Here is a 25,741-nt window from a genome sequence, read left to right as displayed (position 1 = left end):
TTGATTTTGCAAACAATGGTGTTGATTTTTTAACAATAAATTGATAACTGGTTAATGCTGAGGTAGAAAAAAATATTTAATACGTTTTTAACTGCCTTTTTTGAACAAATTAAAGGGCTGTTTGATGATTCTGACGCTGCGTTTTGTCAGATCCATACTGGCATTCAGCTCAAATCCGATCAAAAGTATCAGAGAGTTGAGGTATAACCAGATCATAATTACAATTAGTGTACCGATAGAGCCGTATACTTTATTGTATGATCCAAAGTGGTTGATGTAAAATGAAAATCCCCAGATGGTTAAAAAGGCAAGGATGGTGGCTAGCCAGGAACCGGGACTAAAGAATCTCCATTTCTTGGTGTTAGCGGGGCCGTACCGGTAAAGGATAGATATGGTCACGAAATACAGAATCCCGAGCAGTGCCCATCTGGATATGTCAATGATATAAGCGATAAAGTGTCCTTTGATGTGCAGGCCTTTATTGATATAGTTCAGTGCAATTTCTCCAAGGGTCATCGCGCCAATAGTAATAATCAGCGACACGGCAAGAACGAAGGTCAATACTAAAGCTATAAGCCGCTGTTTAAGCCATGTTCTGGTTTCTACGACTAGTGATGACTTGTTGAAGGCGTTCATCAGGCTATGCATGCCATTGGTGGCAAAAAACACAGACAGTATGATACCGAAGGATAGTAATTTCCCGTTTTGTATTTTAATGATCTCTGATAGGGTGGCTTCAAAGGCTTTATAGGCTTGTGCTGGAAGGATCAGTTGTAACAAGACCATTAGCTGATCTTGAAAGCCTATTCGTTTAGGGATAAAGGGGATCAGTGTAAATAGGAAGATGATTCCAGGAAAAATGGCTAGCATAAAGGTATAGGCGAGCGATGATGCTTTGTTTACTAAAGAGTCTTTGCCGAGCTCCTTAAAAAAAAATGAAGCCACTGTGTAGAGTGGGATAGGGCTAAATCCTGGCAGTACATAAACTTTTGTCCAGTCTATAAACAATGAATATAGCCTAATCTTTAAAAGTTGTCTGTGTACCCAATTCATTTATTCATAGTATGGTGCAATCTTTTCCAGAAAGTAATCTGGTGGGGGGCACGGTTTCTTCTTGACCATATCGAAGAATACTAAGGTAGTAGCTCCGATATTGATCAATTCTTCTTTTTCGTTAAATAATTCGTAATCAAATAACATGCGGATGCCCGGAAGCTCCTTCATGTACGTTTTGATCGTAATCTCCTGGTCGTAATATGCTGGCTTGATAAATTTACATTTAAGTTCCAGCAGTGGGAGCATGATCCCTGTTTCTTCCATTTTGCCATAGGTCATGCCCAGGCTGCGCAGCATTTCTACTCTTCCGACTTCATAGTATTGGGCATAGTTTCCGTTGTAAACGTATCCCATTTGATCGGTCTCGCTATATCTTACTCTGATCTTTGTGCTGTGCGTATACATTAGGCCTATTTGAAGATGTTACGTTTGTCCAGGGCTGCTCTGTATGCTTTTGCGTTAATTTCGTGTTGTGCTTTGGTTTCTGCAAAGGCGTGGTAGCCTGAGAAATCTGCTTTAGCACACATATAAATATAGTTGTTGTGTTCGTGGTTTAATACCGCATCAATTGCATTGATACTTGGCATCATAATCGGGCCTGGAGGCAAACCTGCGTATTTATAAGTATTATATTTTGATTCTACGCGTAATAATGGGCCTGTTACTCTTTTTACGGTAAAGTCGCCGTTAGCAAAAATTACGGTTGGGTCTGCTTGTAATAAAATGCCTTTGTTTAAGCGGTTAAGGTATAAACCTGCAATAGATGGCATTTCTTTGTCATACAATGCTTCTGCATCAACTATAGAAGCAAGGATAGTAACTTGCTGAGGTGTCAGGTTTAATGCAGCAGCTTTTTGCTTGCGTTCTGCTGTCCAGAATTTGGTATATTCCTTTTGCATCCTGTCAAAGAATTCTAAAGGAGTGGTATTCCAGTACATCTCATAAGTATTCGGGATGAACATGGTATAGCTGTTGTCAACTGTAAAGCCGTATTTTTCTACCAGTGCTGCTGAATCCAATATTTTGATAAAGGTTGCTGAGTCTGCTTCCAGGCTTTTAGCAAGGTAGGCTGCAAATTCTTCTTTTTTCCTGATGTTATGGAATTTCAGTTTTACGGGCTCCTGGTTACCGGCTTTAATCAGGTTGATCAGGCTGCGGTTATTCATGCCTTTAGGCAATTTATAGCGTCCTGGTTTTAAACGTTCTGCCAGATCCATCTTCGCTGCGGCCTGGCTGAAACTTCCAACGTCAAGCAACAGGTCTTTATTTTTGATTTCTTTATATAAGTCATCAATGGTAGAACCGGTTTTGATATACAGGTATGGTTCTTTGCCCGAAATATTGGGGGCGAAGTATACTTTATACATTTTCAGGCCATAAAATGCACCTACAGCAAGCAGGATTAAGATGGCGGCCCATATAAATTTAGTACTCTTTTTAATTTCTTTGGTTGTTTCAGTAGTCATAGAATTTGGAATTCTGATTTATGCGCTTATTGCTTGTTAGATAGGGTAATGTTTACCGGGGTTCCGATTTTAACTTTTGAAAGTGTATCTGAAAGCGCCGGGCTTTGTGCAGTAATAACGGCATTTGCAGTGTCGGTTATATTTCCTTCGTAAGTTATTGTGCCCAGTTTAAGGTTCGAGCCTCTGAGTGAGAAGGCTGCTTCGTCTTTAGTGAAACCTAATAGTGCAGGGATCTCTACATCTTCGTTTCCTCTGCCGTCTCCTAATAATAAATCTATTTTAGAGCCTTTAGGGATAACGTCTCCTGGTTTGATACTTGACCCACCGAAGGAAACTTCCAATACGACATCTCTGCTCACATCTGCTTTATAAACAGTGTCACCAACTTTTAAGCCAAAGCTGGCAATAATAGCTTGTGCTTCGATGAAAGATTTGAATTGAACGTCGGGAAATTTAACGTTTGGAGCTTGCGCGGTATTAATAGTCAGATAAATTGTTCTGTTGTCTTTTACAAATGTATTGGCTTCTGGATCCTGGTCAATTACAGTTCCTGGAGGCAAGTCCATAATATATACGGAGTCTACTTCGTAACGCAGACCTAAAGCTTCTAATTTTGATACAGCCTGGTTAAAAGCCATGCCTTTTACAGCTGGTACGTTTAATCCCTGGCCATGTTTGGTATAATAACGCAGACTGAAGAAAGCAATGAACAAGAGTATTGCCACAGTGGCGATGGCAGCGATAAGGTTGTTTCTGAATGATTTAGTTTGTAAGTAGGAGATGAATTTTGCCATTTATTTATTTTGTGTGCCTGTTATTTGGCTCAAATTTAGACTAAAAATATATTTTATCGGAATTTAAATGAGATCTGAATAAACTATTTTAATATTTTTGACCCATATCTTATCGTTTAATTTGATTAATCAGGAATATCCGGAATGAAATCTGAAAGCATAAAGGCTTCATAACGGCTGTTAAAGAAATATATTTTATGAAGAAAGTAATAGCATTAATAACTGGAGGTACAACAGGAGAAAGGGTCATTTCTGTAAAAAGCGCCGCAACGATATCACATAATCTGGATCCGGATAAGTTTGATGTTTACAAAATTATGCTGACGCAGCAGGGCTGGTTTTATGAGCCGGTAGATTCGGTAAGAATAGAGGTAGACCGCAATGATTTTTCGGTGCTTTACAATGGAAGAAAGATCACTTTTGACGGGGTGTTTATTGCGATTCATGGTGCTCCGGGTGAGGATGGTAAGTTGCAGGGATATTTTGATATGCTGAATTTACCTTATACAACTTGTGATGCGTTGACTTCGGCAGTGACGATGAATAAAGGGTATACCAAGTCAATTGTACAGGATATCCCGAATTTATTTGTAGCTAAGTCTGTACAGATCTTTAAAAATACGCCTTATCATTTAGCTGATATTAAAAGTTCACTGACCTTACCTTATTTTGTGAAACCAAACAATGGTGGCAGTAGTATTGGAATGAGTAAAGTGAAAAATCAGTATGATTTGCAAACGGCTATTGACAAGGCTTTTAAAGAGGATGAACAAGTACTGATTGAAGAGTTTATTGAAGGACGCGAGTTTACGGTAGGTGTGGTGAAGTTAGATGGTAAAATTACTGTCCTGCCTGCTACTGAAGTAGAAACGGCTAAAGAGTTTTTTGATTTTGAGGCTAAATACACGCCGGGTGTGGCTGTGGAAACTACGCCGGCACCAATTCGCCCGGAGACTAAAAAAAGAGTAGAGGAAATTGCAACAGCGGTTTACGCGAAATTGAATTGCAGAGGGGTAGTGAGGATTGACTTTATTTTACTGGGTGATGAGGGTGATTTCTACTTTATTGAGATCAATACGATTCCGGGGCAAACGGTAACGAGCTTTATTCCTCAGCAGGTAGCTGCATCTGGTATGAAGCTGAATGATTTCTACACGAAACTGATTAAAGAGACTATTGGTTAGGCAGTTATAAATGTATATTCAGTATTTAACAGCTCATCATTTCAAGACTACCCTTTATAAAAAAGGGGAAGTGATCTATGAGCCCGGACAGCATCCAAAATATGCCTACTTTATTAAAAGCGGGGAGGTTCGGATGGCAACGGTTAACCAGGATGGGAGAGAGTTTATTCAAGGTGTTTTTAAGTCAAAACAGCTTTTTGGGGAGCCTGCGTTGTTGTTGGACCGTCCGTATCTGGCTTATACAATTGCATCGCGTGATACGGAAGTGATTCAGCTGGATAAACCGGCTTTCCTGAAAATGATCGTAGAAAACAGCGATTTCAGTATGGATTTGATCATGACCATGAGTAAAAGGTTATTTTACAAATCTATGATGCTGGAGGAACTGGCCAATGAGCAGGCAGAACATCGCTTGTTTACGTTGATCAATTACTTGTCTCAGGATCTGGAGGATGGCGCTGCATTGAACATTACAAGGCAAACATTGGCCGATATGAGTGGTTTGAGAGTGGAAACTGTGATCAGAACGATAAAGAAACTGGCTGCCAGCGGAGAGCTCAAACTTATCCGCGGGAAGATTGTTAAAACAGGATATGATGCAGATCATAAAATGAATGTTTTATAATGATTAAATTTGTCTAATTAATTATTACGAATAAAATTAACGTTATGGTCCCTATTACAAAGTTAGAAGCCGTCATCCATTGTAAATGCCCCCGTTGTAGACAGGGCGACATATTTACTGGTAAAATGTATTCTTTTTCGTTCAAAGGACAGATCACTAATGAGTTTTGCCCGCATTGTAATCTTCGTTTCGAAAGAGAGCCTGGATATTTCTATGTGTCAATGTTTATTAGTTATGCAATGAATGTAGCAGAAATGATTAGTGCAAGTGTAGCTACTTATGTTTTGGGTTTAGCACTTGTTTATGATAACCTATGGTATTATGTAGGTATTTTGCTATTGACAGTATTTGTCTGTTCTCCGTTTAATTACCGCTATTCAAGGGTAATGCTTTTACATTGGTTAACCCCTGGGTTGGGTTATGTTCCTGGCAGTGGTGATGAACCAAAAAATGTCATTAAACCTGCTTAGTTTTCCGGCAGCTTATTTTTTTAAGTATATAAACAGTCCCTGTTGTCTAAGCAGGGACTGTTGTAATTTCAGGGGTTAGCTGATCTTCAACGCTTAGAATACCTCTTCTTCAAATACTTACTTCCTTCTCTAAAACTATCTTCTGAAGATGTTTGCATCCTTTGGTAAGAATTTCGCATATTTAAAAAAATATGATCTTGTTTAGATAGTAAAATGGCTTTATTTTAACTGTTGTTTTATTTAAATTAAGCTATTGTGGTTGTGTTTGGCTATTGTTAGGTAATAAAATTTTGAAAAAATTCACTTTCTATAAGCAGTTTGATCAGATGGATTGCGGGCCTACCTGCCTCCGGATGATTGCCAAATATTTTGGTAAAAATATAAGTCTGCAGCGTCTGCGTGCAATTTCGGGGATTAACCGGGAAGGTGTTTCTTTGTTGGGGATCAGTGAGGCTGCAGAAAAGATAGGTTTCCGGACTACTGGTGCGCGGTTATCTTTAGAGGTACTGAAGCAGGTAGATCTTCCTGCTATTCTGCATTGGGATCAGGATCATTTTGTGGTGCTTTATCAGATCAAAAATGGGCAATTCATGGTGGCAGACCCGGCAAAGGGTTTGATCCGGTATAATGAGAAAGAAATTTCATCGCATTGGCTGAGTTCATTTAATGAGGGAGCCGTGGAGGGTGTGGTCTTAATTGTAGCTCCGACTCCGGATTTTTATGCGGTGGAGGAAGACAAAAAAGATGGGATGGATATCCGTTACCTGCTGAAATATTTCTACCGGTATAAGCAGCTGATTTTACAGCTTTTTGCTGGGCTCTTGGTGGGTAGTGTGTTACAGATTATTCTTCCTTTTTTAACACAGTCTGTTGTGGATGTGGGGATTAATACCCGCAACCTTAATTTTATCTATATTATTCTGATTGCCCAGGTGATGCTTTTTATCGGGCGGATGAGTGTTGATTTTATACGTGCGTGGATTTTGCTGCATATTAGTACGAGGATTAACATTTCTATTTTAACTGATTTCCTGATCAAGCTGATGAAATTGCCGATGTCTTTCTTCGATACGAAGATGACTGGTGATATTTTACAGCGGATGGATGATCAGAAGCGTATTGAGACTTTTCTGACCGGCCCGACATTGAGCATTATCTTTTCGATGTTCAACCTGGTTATATTTTCTGTAGTGCTGGCTTATTATAACATCAGCATTTTTGTTGTTTTTGCGATCAGTACTGCTTTGTATACGGGTTGGGTCACGATTTTTTTAAAGAAAAGAAGGGAGCTTGATTTTAAGCGCTTTGATATTTCTTCTAAAAACCAGAGTACGGTTGTACAGCTGATTAATGGGATGCAGGAAATTAAGCTGAACAATTGTGAGCAGGATAAGCGCTGGGAGTGGGAGCGGATACAGTCAAGATTGTTTCGTTTCAATGTGAAAAGCCTGGCGCTGGGGCAGTATCAGCAGGTTGGTGCATTCTTTATTAACGAGGGAAAAAATATTCTGATTACTTTTCTGGTTGCCAAACTGGTGATAGAAGGGCAGTTGACGCTTGGTGCGATGATGGCAATTCAATATATCATTGGCCAGCTGAACAGTCCTATTGAACAGATGATTGGTTTCCTGCAGCAGTTGCAGGATGCTAAGATTTCTCTGGAAAGGTTGAATGAGATCCGGGAACTGGAGGATGAGGAACCGGCAGACCAGACTTTTGTAATGGATTTGCCAGAGGACCGTAGTATTCGCTTGAACAATGTAGATTTTACTTATCCTGGTGCTGGTAATGAGCCGGTACTGTCTAAGATTAATCTGACTATCCCAATGGGCAAAACTACGGCTATTGTTGGGATGAGTGGTAGTGGAAAAACGACTATTCTTAAGTTATTACTTCGTTTTTATGAGGTACAGCGCGGGGATATTTATGTTGGCAATACACATCTCAACCAGATGGGTTTTAGTTTTTGGCGGGGTCAGTGTGGTGCGGTTACTCAGGATGGTTTTATTTTCTCGGATTCTATTGCGCGCAACATTGCTGTTGGTGATCGTTATCCTGACCATGCGAAGCTTCAGCATGCCTTGAAAGTGGCTAATATCAATGATTTTATACAGAGCTTGCCTTTAGGGTTAAATACTAAAATAGGGTCTGAAGGAAATGGAATAAGCCAGGGTCAGAAACAAAGGATTTTAATTGCCCGGGCCGTTTATAAGGATCCGCGTTATTTGTTTTTTGATGAAGCGACAAATGCGCTCGATGCAAGAAATGAATCTGTAATTATGGATAATCTGGAAAGCTTTTTTAAAGGCCGGACGGTGGTGGTTGTTGCGCATCGTTTGAGTACGGTGAAAAATGCGGACAATATTGTGGTGCTGGATAAGGGGCGTATGCTGGAAGAGGGAACGCACGCTGAACTGATCGCATTGAAGGGTGAATATTATCAGCTGGTCAGGAATCAGCTTGAACTTGGGAATTAACGGATCAAATTACACGGAATATAAATGCCACAAGAACCTATATATCAGGAGAATCATAGTGAAGAGGTGAATGAAATTATCACGGCTGTACCGGCATGGATACTTCGCCGGGGTATTATGGTTGTCTTTTTTGTCATCTTAAGTATAATTCTGCTTGCTGCTTTTATCCGGTATCCGGATGTGATTAGTACGAGTTTGAAAATTAATTCACTCAATGCGCCTAAGCCTGTTTATGCAAAGCGGGCGGGTAAGTTAATGGAGTTGTTGCTGCCAGAAAATAAAAAGGTAGAAATAGGGGCACCATTGGCTTTTTTGGAAAGTACGGGTTCGCACCGGGATGTGCTTAAGCTTTCAGCGCAATTAAAGGCGTTGCGTGAGTTGGTTTTGAGCGCTAAACCGTTAAGTCTGTCTTTGTTGTCGCCAAATAGTAATCTGGGTGAATTGCAGGCTGCTTATCAGAATTTCTACCAGGAATATGTGAAATATCTTTCTACTCAAAAGGGCGGTTATTATCAGGAAAAGCGTATTTATCTGGAAAGAGATTTGCAGTCTATTAAGGGGCTTAAGAGCCAGATTATGACCCAGCAGAAGATACAGCAAAAGGAGTATGCGAATATTGAGCAGCAGTATCTTTCTTATCAAAAGTTAATGGCTAAAAATGTCATTTCGAAAAGTGAGTTTCAGGAACAGGAAAATAAATACTTATCTGGAAAATATCCTTTGCAGCAAACTGAAACGGCTTTATTGAATAATTCGGTCGCTTATGCTACCAAGGAAAAGGAAATTCTGGATCTTGAGAATACGATCGCAGAGCAGCGGGCTAAGTTTTTACAGGCAATTAATAGTGTGATCAGTGATACGGAAGTATGGATTAATCAGTATGTGGTATTGGCGCCGGTTTCCGGAACGCTTGGTTATGCCGGGGTTATTCAGCAGAATCAGAGTGTGGCGGTGAATCAGGAGTTGTTTGTGATTAATCCTGGAAATACTGACTTTTTTGGGGAGATACAGATTCCGCAGAATAATATGGGAAAGATCCGTATTGGTCAGCGTACTTTAATCAAGATGCATAGTTATCCTTATGAGCAGTTTGGTATGATCAGAGGGAACATCAATTACATTTCGGATGTGGCATTCAGAGATAGTGTTTTTATTGCCAAGGTTGGCTTTAAGACGTTTGAAAGCAAAGATAATTTACATAAAATAGTACTCAAAAACGGTATGTTGGGTAATGCAGAGATTATCACTGAAGAGAGTTCGCTGTTGCAGCGGTTTTACAGGAATATTATTAAGGAGTTGAACGGGCGGGAATAGTTGAGGAATGTACATTAAAGTATGGAGTTGAATGGGTGGGGGGAATAAGTAAGGGGAATGCTTTAAAGGAAATTAACGCTCTTGACTAAGCAGGTCGTTAAACCTGCTTAGTTTTCCAGCTGCCTTTTTTAAATAACAAATATCCTGCAATGGCAATTCCTGTTTCTGCAACTGGGATCGCTATAAATACACCATCTGGCCCCATATTGAAATGTTTAGCCAATACAAATGCCAGTGGGATCTGGAATAACCAGAAGCCAAAGAAGTTAATCAGCGTAGGGGTTGTGGTATCTCCTGCACCGTTAAAGGTACTGGTCATGACCATGCCTACACCATAAAATAGAAATCCTGCACTCATCATGTTCAGTCCTCTGGCAGCTACCTGCTGAATAAGGACGTCGTCTGTAAAGAAGGAGATGAAATAGTGTCCGGCCAAAAGGCAGAGCACCATGGCTATCCCCATATAAATTAAGATATACTTAGTGGTTTGCCATACGGAATCTTCCGCTCTTTTCAGGTTTTTTGCACCCAGGTTTTGTCCAACCAGTGTTGCGGCTGCCCCACTTAAGCCCCAGGCTGGCAGCATAAAGAACATCATGAGCCTTAATGCGGTCTGATAACCTGCTGAGCCGTGATCTCCACCTGTAGTGGCAACCAGTTGTGCAAGGAAAATCCAGCTGCAGGAAGCGATGACGAATTGGAATATAGCGGGAACTGCAATTTTCAGCAGTGAGATGATTTGTTGTGATTGAGGGATAAAATAGGTTAGTTTTATTTTTAACTGACCGTTGCCTTTAATCAATTGATAGACCTGGTAACACACGCCCAGTCCTCTGCCTATCGTTGTTGCTATGGCAGCTCCGGTTAATCCAAAAGCTGGAATAGGGCCAAAGCCATTAATAAGTATCGGACATAAAATGATATTGGCAACATTGGCTACCCATAAGCTTTTCATGGCAATAGCTGCATTTCCGGCGCCTCTGAAAATTCCGTTGATCAGAAATAATAGTACTATAATAGTGCTTCCGCACATCATGATCTGGATGAAAGGTGTGCCTGCTGCAGCTGTGCTTGCCGAAGCGCCCATCAGCATCAGGATTTCAGACGCATAAATAAATCCAGCTACGCTAAGTGCCAGATTGAAGGCAACAGCGACTAATATAGCCTGCATCCCCGCTTTTGCAGCAGCAACGGGATCTTTTTCTCCGATCCTTCTGGCTACTACCGCGGTAGCTGCCATACTCATCCCAACTGCAAGGGAATAAATAATTGCCAGTACAGATTCTGTTAAACCAACGGTTTGTATGGCTTCACTGCTATTGTGAAGATGGCCTACAAAGTAAAGGTCTACCAGTGCAAAGACAGATTCCATGATCATCTCGAGCATCATCGGGATGGCCAGCAGTAAAACAGCTCTGCGCATACTGCCCTGGGTAAAGTCTAATTCTTTTCCCTGGATTGCTTGTTTGAGTAAGTCAAATATTTTGCTGGTAGAGCTGTTTTGTTGTGTTGTCATGTAATTATTATCCTATGCAATAATAGGCTGTTCAATATAAATAAATTATGTAATAAAAGTTGTCATTTCACACTGAACAGGCTTTTTTGTACACTGAACAAGTTTTTTACACCAACGAGCTTTTTATACAGAATAGGCCTGGATCATATCTTCACTTACTTTACAGCCTTTTCCTGTAATAGTATCGATTAAAACATAATCAAACCAGCCATCTGAGGCTATTTTTCCTGTACGCACGTTTTCTATTTCAAATTGCACGCGGCATCCTTTGTCATTAATAGTAAAAATGCCTGTTCTTATTTTAAGCTGATCCCCTAAAATCAGTGGTCTTTTATAGTCTACGTGGGCAGTTCTGACCACCCAGCCGAAACCGCTTTTCAAGAAGTCTTCCATCGGCATTTTGTAGAATTTCTCCATCTGATGGTAACGGGCGGCCAATACGTAGTCAAAGTATTTACTGTTGTGTACATGGTTAAACATGTCTATATCATCGGGCCTTACGCTGAGTTCTGTCTCAAATACACTATATTCAGTCTTTTCCATCGTGCAAAAGTAAAGTTTGAGGACTTGTTATTGAAATATTTTATCAGGATACGTGTTTATCCTGAAAACTTACACTATCTTTGCGCGTAATTAATTAATCAATATACACTTTAGTATAATTCAAGCAATGTATTTAAGTAAAGAAGTAAAAGCCGACATTTTCAAAACTCACGGCGAAGTAGAAACTAACACAGGATCTGCTGAAGGACAAGTAGCGTTATTCACTTACCGTATCGCGCACTTAACAGGACACTTAAAGAAAAACCGTAAGGATTTTTCTACTCAATTGTCTCTTCAAAAATTAGTAGGTAAACGCCGTGGTATTTTGGCTTACCTGTTTAAAAAAGATATCAATCGTTACCGTGCTATTATCAAAGCTTTAGGGCTGAGAGACATTATCAAACCATTAGGTTCGACAAGAGATAGCAAATAAGCGTTAAAATATCAAGAAAAGCCATTCTTAGGGATGGCTTTTTTAATTGAAATATAAAAATATAATATATAAATCTGGTGTGTCGAAAGAGGAAAACACACCGCAACAATTTGTAAATGAATGTAATAAAAAAATCGTTCGATCTTGGAGATGGAAGAACCATCGAAATTGAAACAGGAAAATTAGCTAAACAGGCTGATGGATCCGTTGTGGTAAGAATGGGTGACACAATGTTATTAGCGACTGTAGTTTCTTCAGTAGGTGCTAAAGCTGGTGTTGACTTTTTACCTTTATCTGTAGATTACCAGGAAAAATATGCGGCTGCTGGTCGTATTCCAGGTGGTTTCTTACGTCGTGAGGCTAGATTATCTGACTATGAGGTTTTAATCTCCCGTCTGGTTGACCGTGCTTTGCGTCCGATGTTCCCTGAAGATTATCACTCTGATACTCAGGTAATGATCACATTGATTTCTTCTGATAAAAATATAATGCCAGATTCATTGGCTGGTTTAGCTGCTTCAGCTGCCATCGCTGTTTCTGATATTCCTTTTAACGGACCAATCTCTGAAGTTCGTGTGGCTAAAATTGATGGTCAATTAGTGATCAATCCATATGTTAGTGATTTAGAACGTGCTACTTTAGAATTCTTAGTAGCTGGTACTGAAAATGACATCGTTATGGTTGAAGGTGAAGCTGATGAAATTTCTGAAGAAGAAATGGTTGAAGCTATCGAATTCGCACATAAAGCGATCGTTATTCAGGTTAAAGTTCAAAAAGAACTTGCTGAGGCAGTAGGTAAAACTAAAAAACGTGAGTATTCACACGAAGATAGCAACCCGGAATTAAAAGAGCAGGTTTATGCGGCTACTTATGATCAGGTTTATGCTGTGGCTAAAAGCCAGACTTCTAAAGGTGAGCGTACGGAGAAATTTGCTGAGATTTCAGCAGCTTTCGTAGCAACGCTTGGTGAAGAGGTTGATGCAGTTACTGCTTTCTTAGCTAAAAAATATTTCCATGATGTACAATACGATGCTATCCGTAACCTTGTTTTAGACGAAGGTATGCGTTTAGATGGTCGTGATGTACGTACTGTACGTCCTATCTGGAGTGAGGTAAGTTACTTGCCTTCTGCTCACGGTTCGGCAGTATTTACGCGTGGCGAAACTCAATCATTAACTACGGTTACTTTAGGTTCTAAAGACGATGAGCAAATGATTGATGGTGCTTTCGTTAATGGTTACAACAAATTCTTATTGCACTACAATTTCCCAGGTTTCTCTACAGGTGAAGTTCGCCCGAACAGAGGTGCTGGCCGTCGTGAAATTGGTCATGGTCATTTGGCTATGCGTTCTTTAAGAAAAGTATTACCAGGTTTAGAAGAAAACCCATACACAATCCGTATCGTTTCTGATATTCTTGAATCTAACGGTTCTTCTTCTATGGCAACTGTTTGTGCTGGTACATTAGCATTAATGGATGCAGGTATTAAAATCAAAGCTCCGGTTTCGGGTATTGCAATGGGATTAATTACTGATGAGAAAACTGGTAAATATGCGATCCTTACTGATATCCTTGGTGATGAAGATCATTTAGGTGATATGGACTTTAAGGTTACTGGTACTGAAAAAGGTATCGTTGCTTGTCAAATGGACTTAAAAATCAATGGTTTGAAATGGGAAGTTTTAACTGCTGCCCTGAAACAAGCTAATGAGGCTCGTTTACATATCTTAAATGAGATGGCTAAAACTATCTCTGCTCCACGTGAAGATTACAAGGATCACGCTCCTCGTATCGTTTCTTTAAGTATTGACAAGGAATTCATAGGTGCTGTAATCGGCCCAGGCGGTAAAATTATTCAGGAAATGCAACGTGAAACTGGCGCATCTATCTCTATTGAAGAGGTTGGTAACAAAGGTATCGTTGAAATCTTCGCGGATAATAAAGCTGCTATTGATGCTGCTGTTAAACGTATTAACGCAATCGCTGCTAAACCAGACATAGGTGCTACTTATGATGGTAAAGTAAAATCTATCATGCCGTTTGGTGCTTTCGTTGAGATTATGCCAGGTAAAGATGGTTTACTTCACATTTCTGAGATTGCCTGGGAACGTTTAGAAACTATGGATGGTGTCCTTAAAGAAGGTGACAAAATCCAGGTTAAATTGTTAGATATTGATAAACAAGGTAAAATGAAACTTTCCAGAAAAGCTTTATTGCCTCGTCCTCCGAAACCAGAAGGTGTAGAGACTAAGCCTGCTTAGTTTATCATTAACATATAAATAGGAAACGCCTCACGAATATCTCGTGAGGCGTTTTTTTATGTTTAAGATCTTCTCTATTCGTGTTTTAAGGAGTCTATAGGGGTAGCTTTGGCAACTTTTACTGATTGTACACTAACGGTGAGTATAGCGATGATCAGGGACAAGCCTGTAGCTATGGCAAAGGGCAGAATGGTTATCCCTACATTAAATTCAAAGGCTGATAACCATTTGCTGATAATAATATAGGATAGGGGAAAGGCAATCAGGTTAGCGATGGCGACCAGTTTAATGAAGTCTTTGTTGAGCAGTGTCAGGATATTCAGCGTGGTTGCGCCCAGAACTTTACGGATACTGATTTCTTTTTTTCTTTGTTCTGCCATGAACAGGGCAAGTCCTAATAAGCCAAGGCAGGAAATGAAAATAGCGAAGCCACCAAACCAGTTAGATAGAATACCTAATAAGCGTTCATCCTGGAATTTCTGCTGGAAGCTATCCTCTACAAACTTCCTGTCTACCGGGAAATTAGGGTTTAATGCTTTAACTACCTCGTCAACTTTTGTGGTCGCGTTCAGGATGCTTTGTGCAGGATTCAGTTTGGCGATCACATAAGTAGCGCCCTCAATGCGATTGCTGATAAACATAGGAGCTGCATTTTTGTAGGGAGATTCCATGACAAAGTCTTTCATTACACCGATAATGGTAAAGGGTTTACCCATAATATTGATAACTGTACCTATGGGTTTTTTCAAGCCCATTACTTTCACTGCTGCTTGATTAACCACTATATTGGTAGAATCTGCGGTAAATTGGGCAGAAAAATCTCTGCCATTGACCATTTCGGAACCCACAGTTTTTGCAAAATCTTCTCCTGCATCACGGTGATTGAACAAGACATCTTCTTTAGGGTTTTTACCTGGCCAGGAAACGTTAAAGGTGTTGTTTCCGCCTTCACTTATACTTCTGCTAAAGGCGGTTACGCCGGTAACTGCTCCTGTTTTAAGTAACTTTTCTTTTAAGAGTGCTAGTTTTTCTTTGCCTGCAAGATTTCCTTGTATGGGTATTTCTATTAAACTGGCCCTGTTATAACCTATTGGTTTGTTTTTAATAAAGTTGAGCTGCTGATAAATAACGATTGTACAGATGATTAAAGAAGCTGCAAATACGAATTGAAAGACCACTAAAGCTTTTCTTACGGAAAGGGATGAGCTGCCTGCGGTACTGAAGCTCTTTAGTACTTTAACGGGTTCAAAGGAGGAGAGGTAAAATGCTGGATAACTTCCTGCTATAAAGCCTGTGAATGCAGTGAGGCTGATGAGCACTACCCAGAATATCCAATTGTAATAATTGATAGTCAGTTTAATGTTTAACAGGGCATTAAAGTAGGGAAGACTGATCTCCATTAAAATAAAAGCAACCAGCATCGCCATAAAAGAGAGTAAAACAGATTCTATCATAAACTGACCAATCAGGGCTCCTCTTGAAGAGCCAATAGCCTTTCTGACGCCAACTTCTTTAGCTCTTTTTTCTGATTTGGCTGTAGAAAGGTTCATGAAGTTTACACAGGCAATTAAAAGTATACAGAAGGCCAGGATCAGAAATATCCTGAGCTGATCTATTTTGCCTCCAACGGATTTTCCGTTCTCAAAATTATCGTATAAATGCCATTTGGCTAAAGGATGCATCAGCCCTACATTGGTAGCGTCTTTGGAGTGGTTTTTGAAAATATCCCTGATCTGACTGTTGGCTTTGTCAAAAAAGGTATTGCTTTGAAGCTGAATTACGGTCAGGCACATGCTATTTCCCCAATTGATGTCTTTTGCCCAGGGATTTTGTTTGAGAAATAGGGCATAAGGCATCAGGTAGTCGAATTGAATACTGCTGTTGATGGGAACATCTTCAATTACGGCTTCTACTTTTAAGACTTCGGTATGCTGTAATTTTACTGTTTTGTTAATGGGGTCTTCATCGCCAAAGAGATTTTTAGCCATGGTCTTAGTCAGAATAACCGAGTTGATGTTGGTTAGCACTGTATTTGGGTTTCCTTTAATAAATTTGTAATCAAATATTTTCAGGAAGGTTGGGTCTGTGTAAACGGCTTTTTTCTTGAAGTTCTTTTCTCCATTACTGATCAGTTCTTCTTGTGGGTAGGTGGAGTGGGAGGAATAGGCAACGCCTGTTATTTTAGTCCGCACTTCATCGGCCATAGCGCCTGGTGTCCATGCCCAGCTAAAGGTTTGTGTGCTGGCTTTAGAGTTGTTATAAATGACGTAAGTTTTATCATAGTTCGTGAACTGTTTGTCGTAACTCCATTCGTAGGCGACATAGAGTAAAAGGATCATACAGCTGGCCAGCCCGATGGCCAGGCCTCCTATATTAATTATGGTATATCCTTTATTTTTCCAAAGGCTCCGTAAAGCTATTTTAAGGTCAAGTCTAAACATGTAATTGAGGTTATATTCTTTTCGTGCCAAAAGCTAAACGTATGCCATTTGCTTGCTAAGTGGTTGTTGGTGGCATAAACGACGATTTTTAATTCCTGTGAATTTTAAACTGCCCGTAAATGAACAGCAGGTGTACGATTTCGTAATTATACGTCCGTTTTCTGAATTACAATTTTGGCTGAATGTACCTTTTATCTAGATGAATTTGCGCTATAAACGGGTTATTTTTTTATATTTACTTTCTCAATAGCATTACAATTTAACCACATGAAACACCTGATTGCCCCCTCTGTACTTTCTGCTGATTTTGCCAATTTACAACGCGATATAGAAATGATTAATTCCAGCGCTGCAGATTGGTTTCATGTAGATATTATGGATGGCGTATTTGTGCCGAACATTTCTTTCGGTTTTCCAGTGATGGAGGCGCTTAAAAAACATGCAAAGAAGCCTTTGGATGTCCATTTGATGATTGTAAATCCTGATTTGTACATTGAGCAGTTTGCAGCGGCAGGTGCCAATAGTATTACGGTACATTATGAGGCTTGTGTGCATTTGAACAAAACGGTTCAGGCGATCCATAAAACCGGAGCGAAAGCTTGTGTGGCGCTCAACCCGCATACGCCTGTAGAGTTACTGATTGATATCCTTCCGGTATTGGATATGGTATTGATCATGTCTGTGAATCCTGGTTTTGGCGGACAGCAGTTTATCCCCAATACGCTGCTCAAAATAAGAAGGCTGAAAGCAATGGCTGCTGCTGTAAATCCGGGTTTACTGATTGAGGTAGACGGTGGTGTGAGTATCCAGAACATGGGTGATTTAATTGCTGCTGGTGCTGATGTTTTTGTAGCTGGAAATGCTATTTTCAGCGCTGAGTCGCCTTTGGAAATGATAGAGACCATGAAGGATATATCAGCATCCGCTCTGCGCAGTATATAAAATCCATTCGTTTAGTAGTTATTTCAAAAAACCAAATATTATTTGGATAAAACAATTACATTTACAATAATTAATTAGCATATAAAATGAGACATAATTTTGGAGCAGGCCCCTGTATTTTACCTCAGGAAGTGTTTAGACAGGCGTCACAAGCCGTTTTAGATTTTAAGGATGGGTTATCGATTTTAGAGATTTCCCACCGTACACCAGAGTTCGAGGCCGTATTAGCTGAAGCTGTTAAGTTGGTTAAAGAGTTGTTAAATGTACCGGAAGGATACTCCGTTTTATTCTTACAGGGTGGTGCGAGTTTACAGTTTGCCATGGTTCCTATGAACTTGTTAAGCGAAGGGCAAACTGCAACTTACCTGGAGACTGGTGTATGGGCTAACAAAGCTATTAAGGAAGTGAAAAACTTTGGTACTGCAAATGTAGTGGCTTCTTCAAAGGACGCTAACTTTAACTATGTACCTAAGGGATATTCTATTCCTGAAGATAGTGCGTATTTCCATTGTACTTCGAATAACACAATTTATGGTACTGAAATGTTCAGCTTGCCTGAAACTAAAGTGCCGGTTGTTTGCGATATGTCTTCAGACATTATGAGCAGAGTGATCGATGTTTCACAATACGATCTGATTTATGCTGGTTCACAAAAGAATATTGGCCCTGCTGGTTCAGTTTTAGTAATCGTTAAGGATGAGATTTTAGGTAAAACTACCAATAAGATCCCTTCTATGTTAGATTATAAGGTTCATATTGAAGGTGGTTCTATGTACAATACGCCTCCTGTTTTTGCAATTTATGTAGCAATGTTGAACCTGAGATGGTTAAAATCTAAAGGTGGTGTTGCGGAGATTGAAAAAGAGAACATTGCGAAAGCGAATGCTTTATATATGGAGATTGACAGAAATCCTTTATTTAAGGGTACTGCTGTTGTCGAAGACCGTTCAAGAATGAATATCTGTTTTGTGATGGAAAATCCTGAACTGGAGAAACCATTCCTGAAATTTGTAGAAGAAAATGATGTTGAAGGACTTAAAGGACATAGAAGTGTAGGTGGATTCAGAGCTTCTATTTACAATGCGTTACCAATTACAAGCGTACACAGACTAGTGGAATTGATGCAGGTTTTTGCAGAGAAACACCCAAAATAAAATTTAATGATTAAGATACTTGCAAACGATGGGATCGATCCTATCGGAAAACGATTGTTAGAAGAAGCCGGTTTTATTGTAGATACAGAAACTGTTGCTCAGGATAAATTGATTGAAGCCCTGCAAAATTATGATGCAATTACGGTTAGAAGCGCAACGAAAGTCCGTAAAGATGTAATTGATGCTTGTCCAAATTTGAAGCTGATTGGCAGAGGTGGAGTAGGGATGGATAATATTGATGTGGATTATGCGCGTGAACAAGGTCGTGCGGTGGTAAATACGCCAGCTGCTTCTTCTTTGTCTGTTGCTGAATTGGTTTTTGCACATTTATTTACTGGTATCCGTTTTTTACAGGATGCTAACCGCAAAATGCCTGTTGAGGGGGCTACAAGTTTCAATAAACTGAAAAAGGATTATGCGAAAGGTACTGAGCTTAGAGGTAAAACTTTGGGGATCATTGGTTTTGGCAGAATTGGAAGAGAGACGGCTACTTTAGCTTTAGGCTTGGGTATGAATGTGCTTGCTTATGATCTTTATCCTTTTGATGGTAAATTAACTTTGAAGTTTCAGGGTGATTTAAGTCTTGATATTCCTGTGAAAACAGTAAGTCTGGAAGAAGTGATCAAAAATAGTGATTTCATTACTTTACATACGCCTTTTGCTGACCGTCCTATATTAGGTGCTGCTGAGTTCGATTTAATGAAACCAGGAGTCGGTGTGGTGAATTGTTCAAGAGGTGGTACTATTGATGAGCAGGCATTGATTAATGCGCTGGATAGTGCTAAAGTTGCTTTTGCTGGATTAGATGTGTTTGACAATGAGCCTACTCCTTTAGAGGCGATTTTAAAGCATCCTAAAATTTCGTTAACACCGCATATTGGTGCTGCAACGAACGAAGCACAGGAGCGTATTGGTGAAGAATTAGCTTCATTGATTATTGCACATTTTAAAAAATAATTATTAAAACAGGAAAATAAGTTAAATGGTTTGGGATTTGATTATATTCGGTCCCAAACCAAATAACACCTGTTTCATGCCTTTAATAAAGCCTTTTTCAGCGCTTATTCCTGCTGCACATTTGCAGTCTTCTGTGGTAACACGTCCCCTTGAGTATTATAGTATGGGTGAGGCAAAGTTAATCGCTTCTGAAAACAATTATAGCTTTCTTCATTTAATTAGTCCGGCTTTGGACCATGCTTATTTGCGTGATATGAGCCAGGAACTAATCTTCCGGAAGATTGCTGAAAACTTCGATTCTTTTTTGAGTGGTAATGTGCTTGTTCCGGTTAACCGGTCTTGTTATTATATTTACCAGGTTACTTGTAATGGGGTTACGCAGAAAGGTTTGTGGGCTTTAAGTGATGTGCAGAGTTATCTGGATGGAAGCATTAAAAAGCATGAGCTAACGGTAGAAAGAAGGGAGAAGCAGCTGGCTGATTATTTGCATCATACAGGGCTGGATGCAAATCCGGTATTGATTACGTACCATCCGGTGCGGGCTATAGATGAACTGATCGGAAAGTATGTGCAGGAGCTGCCGGTCATTGATTTTATATTTACGGATCTGACCGGACATAAGGTTTGGTTAATTGATGATGAGGCGGATATTAATTTAATTACCAGTGAAATAGGGCAGATAGAGGCTGTATATATTGCAGATGGTCATCATCGCGCGGCAGCCATGTCAAAAATGGATTATTTCTCTACTGTATTTATGAATACGGATGAAATCAGGGTTTTACAGTTCAACAGGCTGGTAAGGGATTTGAATGGATTAACGACTGCAGATTTTCTATCCAGGCTGGAGCATGCTTTTACAATTGAAAAATCTGAGGAGCCAGTAGATCCGGATCAGTTGCATCGTATTGGAATGTATTTGGATAAGCAGTGGTATGTTTTATCTCCAAAAGAGGATGCTTATGATGCGAATGATCCTGTAGATTTACTGGATGTGAGTATTTTACAGCATCAGCTTCTAGGCCCTGTATTGGGGATTGATGATCCGCGTACCAATGCGAGGGTAACTTTTGAAGGAGGGATCACGCCTTTAGTGGAAATTCAGAAAATGGTTGACAATAGTCTTTATGCAGTGGCATTTACATTGTATGCGGTTTCTGTGGAACAGATTATCAATGTTGCGGATGCGAATAAGACCATGCCTCCAAAGTCTACGTGGATAGAGCCCAAGTTTTTGGTAGGCATGCTGACTAATTATTGTATTTAAGATTTTTTACGGATTTTACTGTAGAAGAAGATACTTCCGATAATAATAATCAGGATTAATAAAATAATGGAATAGGTTTCTGTATTTTTTTCTGCTGTAATAACTTCTGTCTTTTTCTTCAGTTCGTCATTCTGTTCTTGTAATTTTTTGATAGCCTGCATATAGCTTTCAATACGTTTTGCGTTGTTACCTGCATTGGTTTGCACTTGTTGTACTTCTTGATCTTTATAGTTCATTAATACTTTAAGTTCTCTGAATATGTTATTGTCATTCAGGATGATACCTCGCAATATTTCATTAGAATTCTTCAGGTCATTTTTAGTTTGCAGGCCGAAGATTCCGGTCCTTGCGCTCAGGCTTAAATCGTACTGACCGAATTTGGCACTTCGCTCTGCAAGCAGGGCGTTTATCTTTGAGCGTTGCACTTGATAGGCAGAGGTGTCACTTTGTACGGCTGAGGCACTAATACTAATGCTTAAACATATAAATAGCAGGAGAGGTCTGATCATAGTAAAATATTTTGGTCTATAAAGCAAAATCTGTGCCTTATGTTGGTTTATAAAAGGGGTTTCTGCTGATTCAGCTGAATTTTAACCCGGCTTAGGGGTGAAACTGGATACGAACGATGTCACCCAGGTGCAGGCCGAGTAACCCGCTTGCTTTGCCTTTGTTAATGGCGATTTCCAAATGGTTACTGATCCCGAAAAGGCATAATTTCTCTCCTTCGGAAACTTCGTTGTAGTGCCAGCTGAGCTGGGTAATGGTTTCGCTTTTCCGAAAAAAGAGGGTGAAGTCTCTGTTTCGCTGTATTTTAGTAAATAGTTCTTTGGTTATATTGGTAATGACGTTGCAGAAAGTGTCAATATAAATTACGCTTCCTCTGATCATATCTTGTTCGATAACTGGGTTAAGCAGCATCTTTTCTTCGATGTTTGCTGTTGGTAAACCTATGTCTTTCAGCTTTCCACCTTTTGCGAGGTGAATGGCTGCTTTAACAAAAATATCAACGAGCGGGAAGTGCAGGTATTTTAAATCCTGCATAATATTGAGTTCTACGATTTCATCGGGTTTGCCGTCAAATAGTAAAGAAAAAATTCCGTTATCGGCGCCGACAAAATAATGATCGTGGTATTTTAATCCTATATATTTTGTATTTTCACTGAAGACAGAATCTATACCTATCAGATGCACAGTGCCTTTAGGGAAATAGTGGTAAACATTCTTTAATACAAAGGCTGCGTAAGAGATATTGAAGGATGGAACTTCATGGGTAATATCAACAATAGTAGCTGTAGGCAAGATCGTCAGGATACTGCCTTTGAGGGCAGCCTGATAAAAATCTTTGGATCCTAAATCTGTTGTTAAAGTGATAATGGCCATTAAAAATTGAATATTTATTCTTATTCTTGCGTATGCGGTAAAGCGCTACAAATATTCAACTTTTATATCAAAATATACACTCCAATCTAAAAAACAATATTTTGAACGAACTAAAACTAACATTAGAAACAGTAGATCCGGTACAATTCTGGGGTGCGAACAACGAGCATTATGAGTTGATCAAACATGCATTCCCTAAACTGAAAGTTGTTGCCAGAGGCAACGAGGTTAAGGTGTTAGGGGATGAAGGTGAGCAGAAACTCTTTGAGAAAAAGTTTGGTAAATTGGTCGGACATCTGGAGCAATATGGCTCTTTAAGTCCGGGTGATATTGAATCAATTTTAGCGTTTAAATATAACGCTGATGCTTATGGTGCTGATGCTGCACCGGAAAAAGTGAATGGTGGTGGCGGTGGAGAAGTCATTGTCTTCGGGAATAGCGGTATGATGATCAAGGCCCGGACGGCCAATCAGCGCCGGATGGTTGACAGCATTGTGAAGAATGATGTGCTTTTTGCAATCGGCCCTGCGGGGACTGGTAAAACGTACACGGCGGTAGCGCTTGCTGTACGGGCATTGAAAAATAAAGAGATTAAAAGAATTATCCTGACCAGGCCGGCTGTAGAGGCTGGGGAGAGCTTAGGCTTTTTACCTGGTGATTTAAAAGAGAAAGTAGATCCTTATCTTCGCCCGCTGTATGATGCGCTTGATGATATGATCCCGGCAGAAAAGCTGAAGTTGTATTTAGAGAACAGAACGATTGAAATTGCACCGCTTGCATTTATGCGTGGCCGTACTTTGGATAATTGTTTTGTAATTTTGGACGAGGCACAGAATTCAACGGATTTACAGTTGAAGATGTTTTTAACGCGTATGGGGCCTTCTGCGAAGTTCATCGTTACTGGTGATGTGACGCAGATTGATTTACCAAAGAAACAGATGTCGGGTTTGCATAATGCTTTGCGTATTCTGGATGATATTCCGGGTATTGAAATCATTTACCTGACAGGGGAGGATGTGGTAAGGCATAAGCTGGTGAAAAGGATATTGAAGGCATACGGAGATATACAGTAATTTATAAACAATAATTGATGTGATCCATCAACAACATGAAAGCAATTAAAGAAACAAATTTTAATTTTCCTAAACAGAGTAGTTTTTACAAGGGTAAGGTGCGTGATGTATATACTATTGATCATCGTTTGATGGCCATGGTAGTGACTGACAGGATTTCTGCATTTGATGTGGTTTTACCTGAGGCTATTCCTTTCAAGGGTCAGGTGTTAAATCAGATTGGGGCTAAGTTTTTAAAGGCAACAGCGGATATCGTTCAGAATTGGGTGATTGCTGTACCGGATGAAATGGTGACGATTGGTCGCATTTGTGAGCCTTTTAAGGTAGAAATGGTGATCAGGGGCTATCTTGCTGGTCATGCGTGGAGAGAGTATAGTGCGGGTAAAAGAAGTGTGTGCGGTGTAGCGTTGCCGGATGGTTTAAAGGAGAATGATAAATTGCCCCAGCCTATTATTACGCCAACGACTAAGGCGTCTGTTGGGCATGATGAGGATATTTCCAGAGCAGATATTTTAGCGAAGGGAGTTGTTTCCATTGTTGATTATGATCAGCTGGAGAATTATACTTATGCTTTGTATAAAAGAGGAACTGAGATGGCTGCTGAACGTGGTTTGATCTTAGTGGATACGAAGTATGAGTTTGGTAAAATTGGTGAGGAGATTTATTTGATTGATGAGATTCATACGCCTGATTCTTCGCGTTATTTTTATGCGGAGGGTTATGAGGAGCGCCAGGCGGAAAATACACCGCAGAAACAGCTTTCTAAGGAGTTTGTGCGCAAGTGGTTAATTGAGAATGGTTTCCAGGGTAAGGATGGACAGGAGATCCCGGTGATGACTCCTGAAATTATTGCTTCGATTTCTGAGCGTTATATTGAGTTGTATGAGCAGATTACTGGTGATCAGTTTGTAAAGAATGAGCAGGATGATATTCTGAACAGGATTGAGCAGAATGTTTTAGGAAGTCTGTTATCAAATTAATTGCTTAATTTGTTATCTTAAAAAAAGGGGGATATTATGAAATTTTCAGTAGATAAACACGAAAAGTATGTGGCAATCAGGTTGGATGAAAGTAGTCTGACTGCTGAGAATACGCCGGGATTGAAATCCGAATTCATTTTGTTGAATGCTGAGGGGTATTGTAATATCGTCCTGGACTTATCGATGGTGAGTGATTGTGATGATTCACAGGATCTGAGCTGTCTTTTGGTCGGCAACAGGCTTTGTAAAAAGGCAAATGGGTTATTCCTGGTTACAGGGGTAGCGGAGTGTATTGCCAGGTTATTGGAAATGTCGTCTATTGACCAGTCATTAAACATCGTGGGCAACCTGGATGAGGCGGAAGATTTGTTCTTCATGGAAGAGATAGAGAAGGAATTACTAGGGAGCTTTGATCAGGAAAATTAATGAAGTTTGAGGTTACCATTTTAGGAAGTAGTTCTGCTACTCCTGTTTTTAATAGAAATCCGTCAGCACAGCTTTTAAATTGTAAGGATAAGTTTTATTTGATTGATTGTGGTGAGGGTACTCAGCAGCAGTTAATCAGGTTTGGTTTTAAGGCGAGCAAGATTGATGTTGCTTTTATTAGTCATCTTCATGGTGATCATTATTTTGGTTTGATTGGTTTGCTTTCTACGATGAATTTAAATGGTCGTATTAAGCCTTTCCAGATATTCGCGCCGGCTGCTTTGATGGAGATACTGGAGATTCAGTTCAGGTATTCTGAGACGAGTTTAAGGTTTGAGATTGAGTTTTGTCCGATTGTTGCGGATGAGCCGAGGGTAATTTTCCAGAATCAGGATTTGACGGTAGAAACGATTGTGCTGAATCACAGGATCCCGTGTACGGGGTTCAAGTTTACGGAGAAAAAGAGGTTACGTAAGGTTTTAGTGGATAAGCTGGAGGCTGCGAATATTCCTGCGGATTATTATCAGTTGTTGAAGAAGGGTTTGGATTTGACTTTGCCGGGTGGTGAGGTGATTTTGAATGCGGATTATACGATTGATTCGGATGTGCCTAAGAGTTATTGTTATTGTTCGGATACGATGGCGGATGGGAGTTATCTGGAGAGTATCCGCGGGTGCACGATGTTGTATCATGAGGCGACGTTTATGGACGATTTGCTGGAGAGGGCTAATGTGACGCATCATACGACGGCTTTACAGGCGGGGTTGGTGGCGAAGGAGGTTGGTGCTGGTAAGTTGATTATTGGTCATTTTTCTTCGAGGTATAAGGCGTTGTTGCCGTTGTTGGAGGAGGCGCAGGGTGTTTTTGAAAATACTGCGTTGGCTTTGGAAGGGGTTACATTCACCGTTTAATTCAATTAGAAAAAAAAGGAAGGGTAGCATGTCCTGACGGAATTCATGAAGAATGAATCATTGTCAGGACA

General features: G+C 40.0%; 24 protein-coding genes. 15 read left to right on the top strand and 9 right to left on the bottom strand.

Annotation, left to right across the window (positions count from 1 at the left end; translation table 11 throughout):
- Positions 1–87 precede the first annotated feature (87 nt).
- The 4 genes from AY601_RS08625 to AY601_RS08610 are packed head-to-tail and all read right to left on the bottom strand — an operon-like array spanning position 88 to position 3,316.
- Positions 88–1,053, bottom strand: a complete 966-nt coding sequence (locus tag AY601_RS08625; protein ID WP_068399290.1) for a YihY/virulence factor BrkB family protein — start codon at positions 1,051–1,053, stop codon at positions 88–90.
- Positions 1,054–1,461 carry an acyl-CoA thioesterase gene (locus tag AY601_RS08620; protein WP_068399288.1) on the bottom strand — a complete coding sequence of 136 codons (408 nt, stop codon included), beginning with the start codon at positions 1,459–1,461 and terminating at the stop codon, positions 1,054–1,056.
- A 5-nt stretch (positions 1,462–1,466) separates the two neighbouring features.
- A complete protein-coding gene (gene mltG / locus AY601_RS08615) occupies positions 1,467–2,522 on the bottom strand; it encodes an endolytic transglycosylase MltG (protein ID WP_068399285.1) in 1,056 nt (351 codons plus the stop codon).
- A gap of 26 nt (positions 2,523–2,548) precedes the next feature.
- On the bottom strand, positions 2,549–3,316 hold the full coding sequence (locus tag AY601_RS08610; protein ID WP_068399282.1) for a PASTA domain-containing protein: 768 nt from the start codon (positions 3,314–3,316) through the stop codon (positions 2,549–2,551).
- Positions 3,317–3,513: 197 nt separating this feature from the next.
- Here AY601_RS08610 and AY601_RS08605 point away from each other — a divergent pair, with 197 nt between their 5' ends.
- The 5 genes from AY601_RS08605 to AY601_RS08585 all read left to right on the top strand — a co-directional run bounded on the left by AY601_RS08605 (position 3,514) and on the right by AY601_RS08585 (position 9,386).
- Complete coding sequence (locus AY601_RS08605) at positions 3,514–4,500, top strand: D-alanine--D-alanine ligase (RefSeq protein ID WP_068399280.1); 987 nt, start codon at positions 3,514–3,516, stop codon at positions 4,498–4,500.
- A gap of 10 nt (positions 4,501–4,510) precedes the next feature.
- A complete protein-coding gene (locus AY601_RS08600; protein WP_068399277.1) occupies positions 4,511–5,125 on the top strand; it encodes a Crp/Fnr family transcriptional regulator in 615 nt (204 codons plus the stop codon).
- A gap of 125 nt (positions 5,126–5,250) precedes the next feature.
- On the top strand, positions 5,251–5,595 hold the full coding sequence (locus tag AY601_RS08595; RefSeq protein ID WP_317047983.1) for a DUF983 domain-containing protein: 345 nt from the start codon (positions 5,251–5,253) through the stop codon (positions 5,593–5,595).
- Positions 5,596–5,885: 290 nt separating this feature from the next.
- Positions 5,886–8,072, top strand: coding sequence for a peptidase domain-containing ABC transporter (locus tag AY601_RS08590; protein ID WP_084359528.1), 2,187 nt, complete (start codon positions 5,886–5,888; stop codon positions 8,070–8,072).
- 24 nt (positions 8,073–8,096) lie between these two features.
- Positions 8,097–9,386: an HlyD family secretion protein gene (locus AY601_RS08585; protein WP_068399271.1), complete on the top strand. Its 1,290-nt coding sequence runs from the start codon at positions 8,097–8,099 to the stop codon at positions 9,384–9,386.
- A gap of 97 nt (positions 9,387–9,483) precedes the next feature.
- Here the strand turns inward: AY601_RS08585 and AY601_RS08580 are convergent, their stop codons facing one another.
- Together AY601_RS08580 and AY601_RS08575 are read right to left on the bottom strand one after the other, a co-directional pair.
- Positions 9,484–10,902 (bottom strand): MATE family efflux transporter, encoded by a 1,419-nt coding sequence (locus AY601_RS08580; protein ID WP_068399268.1) that lies wholly within the window; start codon positions 10,900–10,902, stop codon positions 9,484–9,486.
- 123 nt (positions 10,903–11,025) lie between these two features.
- Positions 11,026–11,445: an acyl-CoA thioesterase gene (locus tag AY601_RS08575; protein ID WP_068399264.1), complete on the bottom strand. Its 420-nt coding sequence runs from the start codon at positions 11,443–11,445 to the stop codon at positions 11,026–11,028.
- A gap of 127 nt (positions 11,446–11,572) precedes the next feature.
- Here AY601_RS08575 and rpsO point away from each other — a divergent pair, with 127 nt between their 5' ends.
- Positions 11,573–11,878, top strand: a complete 306-nt coding sequence (rpsO, locus tag AY601_RS08570) for a 30S ribosomal protein S15 (protein ID WP_068399255.1) — start codon at positions 11,573–11,575, stop codon at positions 11,876–11,878.
- A gap of 116 nt (positions 11,879–11,994) precedes the next feature.
- The gene (pnp, locus tag AY601_RS08565) at positions 11,995–14,139 is read left to right on the top strand and encodes a polyribonucleotide nucleotidyltransferase (RefSeq protein ID WP_068399252.1); all 2,145 of its coding nucleotides are present in this window, start codon (positions 11,995–11,997) and stop codon (positions 14,137–14,139) included.
- Positions 14,140–14,213: 74 nt separating this feature from the next.
- Here pnp and AY601_RS08560 read toward each other — a convergent pair whose 3' ends face one another.
- Positions 14,214–16,580, bottom strand: a complete 2,367-nt coding sequence (locus AY601_RS08560) for an ABC transporter permease (protein ID WP_068399249.1) — start codon at positions 16,578–16,580, stop codon at positions 14,214–14,216.
- 267 nt (positions 16,581–16,847) lie between these two features.
- Here AY601_RS08560 and rpe point away from each other — a divergent pair, with 267 nt between their 5' ends.
- The 4 genes from rpe (at position 16,848) to AY601_RS08540 (ending at position 20,900) form a co-directional block, all read left to right on the top strand.
- Entirely contained in the window at positions 16,848–17,522 is a 675-nt protein-coding gene (rpe, locus tag AY601_RS08555; RefSeq protein WP_068399243.1) for a ribulose-phosphate 3-epimerase, read from the top strand.
- 86 nt (positions 17,523–17,608) lie between these two features.
- Entirely contained in the window at positions 17,609–18,676 is a 1,068-nt protein-coding gene (gene serC, locus AY601_RS08550) for a 3-phosphoserine/phosphohydroxythreonine transaminase (protein ID WP_068399240.1), read from the top strand.
- A gap of 6 nt (positions 18,677–18,682) precedes the next feature.
- Positions 18,683–19,633 (top strand): D-2-hydroxyacid dehydrogenase, encoded by a 951-nt coding sequence (locus tag AY601_RS08545; RefSeq protein WP_198163650.1) that lies wholly within the window; start codon positions 18,683–18,685, stop codon positions 19,631–19,633.
- Positions 19,634–19,709: 76 nt separating this feature from the next.
- Positions 19,710–20,900, top strand: a complete 1,191-nt coding sequence (locus tag AY601_RS08540; protein WP_068407334.1) for a DUF1015 domain-containing protein — start codon at positions 19,710–19,712, stop codon at positions 20,898–20,900.
- On the opposite strand, the gene AY601_RS08535 is transcribed toward AY601_RS08540, so the two are convergent.
- Together AY601_RS08535 and AY601_RS08530 are read right to left on the bottom strand one after the other, a co-directional pair.
- The gene (locus AY601_RS08535) at positions 20,897–21,409 is read right to left on the bottom strand and encodes a hypothetical protein (protein WP_068399238.1); all 513 of its coding nucleotides are present in this window, start codon (positions 21,407–21,409) and stop codon (positions 20,897–20,899) included. The two genes, AY601_RS08540 and AY601_RS08535, sit on opposite strands and share 4 nt — an antisense overlap.
- A 91-nt stretch (positions 21,410–21,500) precedes the next feature.
- A complete protein-coding gene (locus AY601_RS08530; RefSeq protein ID WP_068399230.1) occupies positions 21,501–22,280 on the bottom strand; it encodes an SAM hydrolase/SAM-dependent halogenase family protein in 780 nt (259 codons plus the stop codon).
- A gap of 101 nt (positions 22,281–22,381) precedes the next feature.
- Between AY601_RS08530 and AY601_RS08525 the strand changes: the two genes are divergently transcribed.
- From AY601_RS08525 to AY601_RS08510, 4 genes are read left to right on the top strand one after another with little or no spacing between them, the layout of a single operon-like run.
- Positions 22,382–23,353: a PhoH family protein gene (locus tag AY601_RS08525; RefSeq protein ID WP_068399228.1), complete on the top strand. Its 972-nt coding sequence runs from the start codon at positions 22,382–22,384 to the stop codon at positions 23,351–23,353.
- Between the two features lie 35 nt (positions 23,354–23,388).
- Entirely contained in the window at positions 23,389–24,333 is a 945-nt protein-coding gene (locus tag AY601_RS08520) for a phosphoribosylaminoimidazolesuccinocarboxamide synthase (RefSeq protein WP_068399225.1), read from the top strand.
- 36 nt (positions 24,334–24,369) lie between these two features.
- Positions 24,370–24,759: an STAS domain-containing protein gene (locus AY601_RS08515; protein WP_068399223.1), complete on the top strand. Its 390-nt coding sequence runs from the start codon at positions 24,370–24,372 to the stop codon at positions 24,757–24,759.
- On the top strand, positions 24,759–25,670 hold the full coding sequence (locus tag AY601_RS08510; protein WP_068399221.1) for a ribonuclease Z: 912 nt from the start codon (positions 24,759–24,761) through the stop codon (positions 25,668–25,670). Before AY601_RS08515 ends, AY601_RS08510 begins: the two co-directional genes overlap by 1 nt.
- Positions 25,671–25,741: the final 71 nt, after the last annotated feature.

Source organism: Pedobacter cryoconitis (assembly GCF_001590605.1).
Taxonomy (GTDB): Bacteria; Bacteroidota; Bacteroidia; order Sphingobacteriales; family Sphingobacteriaceae; genus Pedobacter; species Pedobacter cryoconitis_A.
Note: the sequence above shows the minus strand (reverse complement) of the source record. Positions and strands in the feature narration are given on the sequence as shown.

What these genes read in the sequence shown, in the direction of transcription:
- AY601_RS08625 (WP_068399290.1), bottom strand. Translation starts at nt 1,053, where the DNA reads ATGAATTGGGTACACAGACAACTTTTAAAGATTAGGCTATATTCATTG.
- AY601_RS08620 (WP_068399288.1), bottom strand. Translation starts at nt 1,461, where the DNA reads ATGTATACGCACAGCACAAAGATCAGAGTAAGATATAGCGAGACCGAT.
- mltG (WP_068399285.1), bottom strand. Translation starts at nt 2,522, where the DNA reads ATGACTACTGAAACAACCAAAGAAATTAAAAAGAGTACTAAATTTATA.
- AY601_RS08610 (WP_068399282.1), bottom strand. Translation starts at nt 3,316, where the DNA reads ATGGCAAAATTCATCTCCTACTTACAAACTAAATCATTCAGAAACAAC.
- AY601_RS08605 (WP_068399280.1), top strand. Translation starts at nt 3,514, where the DNA reads ATGAAGAAAGTAATAGCATTAATAACTGGAGGTACAACAGGAGAAAGG.
- AY601_RS08600 (WP_068399277.1), top strand. Translation starts at nt 4,511, where the DNA reads ATGTATATTCAGTATTTAACAGCTCATCATTTCAAGACTACCCTTTAT.
- AY601_RS08595 (WP_317047983.1), top strand. Translation starts at nt 5,251, where the DNA reads ATGTATTCTTTTTCGTTCAAAGGACAGATCACTAATGAGTTTTGCCCG.
- AY601_RS08585 (WP_068399271.1), top strand. Translation starts at nt 8,097, where the DNA reads ATGCCACAAGAACCTATATATCAGGAGAATCATAGTGAAGAGGTGAAT.
- AY601_RS08580 (WP_068399268.1), bottom strand. Translation starts at nt 10,902, where the DNA reads ATGACAACACAACAAAACAGCTCTACCAGCAAAATATTTGACTTACTC.
- AY601_RS08575 (WP_068399264.1), bottom strand. Translation starts at nt 11,445, where the DNA reads ATGGAAAAGACTGAATATAGTGTATTTGAGACAGAACTCAGCGTAAGG.
- rpsO (WP_068399255.1), top strand. Translation starts at nt 11,573, where the DNA reads ATGTATTTAAGTAAAGAAGTAAAAGCCGACATTTTCAAAACTCACGGC.
- pnp (WP_068399252.1), top strand. Translation starts at nt 11,995, where the DNA reads ATGAATGTAATAAAAAAATCGTTCGATCTTGGAGATGGAAGAACCATC.
- AY601_RS08560 (WP_068399249.1), bottom strand. Translation starts at nt 16,580, where the DNA reads ATGTTTAGACTTGACCTTAAAATAGCTTTACGGAGCCTTTGGAAAAAT.
- rpe (WP_068399243.1), top strand. Translation starts at nt 16,848, where the DNA reads ATGAAACACCTGATTGCCCCCTCTGTACTTTCTGCTGATTTTGCCAAT.
- serC (WP_068399240.1), top strand. Translation starts at nt 17,609, where the DNA reads ATGAGACATAATTTTGGAGCAGGCCCCTGTATTTTACCTCAGGAAGTG.
- AY601_RS08545 (WP_198163650.1), top strand. Translation starts at nt 18,683, where the DNA reads ATGATTAAGATACTTGCAAACGATGGGATCGATCCTATCGGAAAACGA.
- AY601_RS08540 (WP_068407334.1), top strand. Translation starts at nt 19,710, where the DNA reads ATGCCTTTAATAAAGCCTTTTTCAGCGCTTATTCCTGCTGCACATTTG.
- AY601_RS08535 (WP_068399238.1), bottom strand. Translation starts at nt 21,409, where the DNA reads ATGATCAGACCTCTCCTGCTATTTATATGTTTAAGCATTAGTATTAGT.
- AY601_RS08530 (WP_068399230.1), bottom strand. Translation starts at nt 22,280, where the DNA reads ATGGCCATTATCACTTTAACAACAGATTTAGGATCCAAAGATTTTTAT.
- AY601_RS08520 (WP_068399225.1), top strand. Translation starts at nt 23,389, where the DNA reads ATGAAAGCAATTAAAGAAACAAATTTTAATTTTCCTAAACAGAGTAGT.
- AY601_RS08515 (WP_068399223.1), top strand. Translation starts at nt 24,370, where the DNA reads ATGAAATTTTCAGTAGATAAACACGAAAAGTATGTGGCAATCAGGTTG.
- AY601_RS08510 (WP_068399221.1), top strand. Translation starts at nt 24,759, where the DNA reads ATGAAGTTTGAGGTTACCATTTTAGGAAGTAGTTCTGCTACTCCTGTT.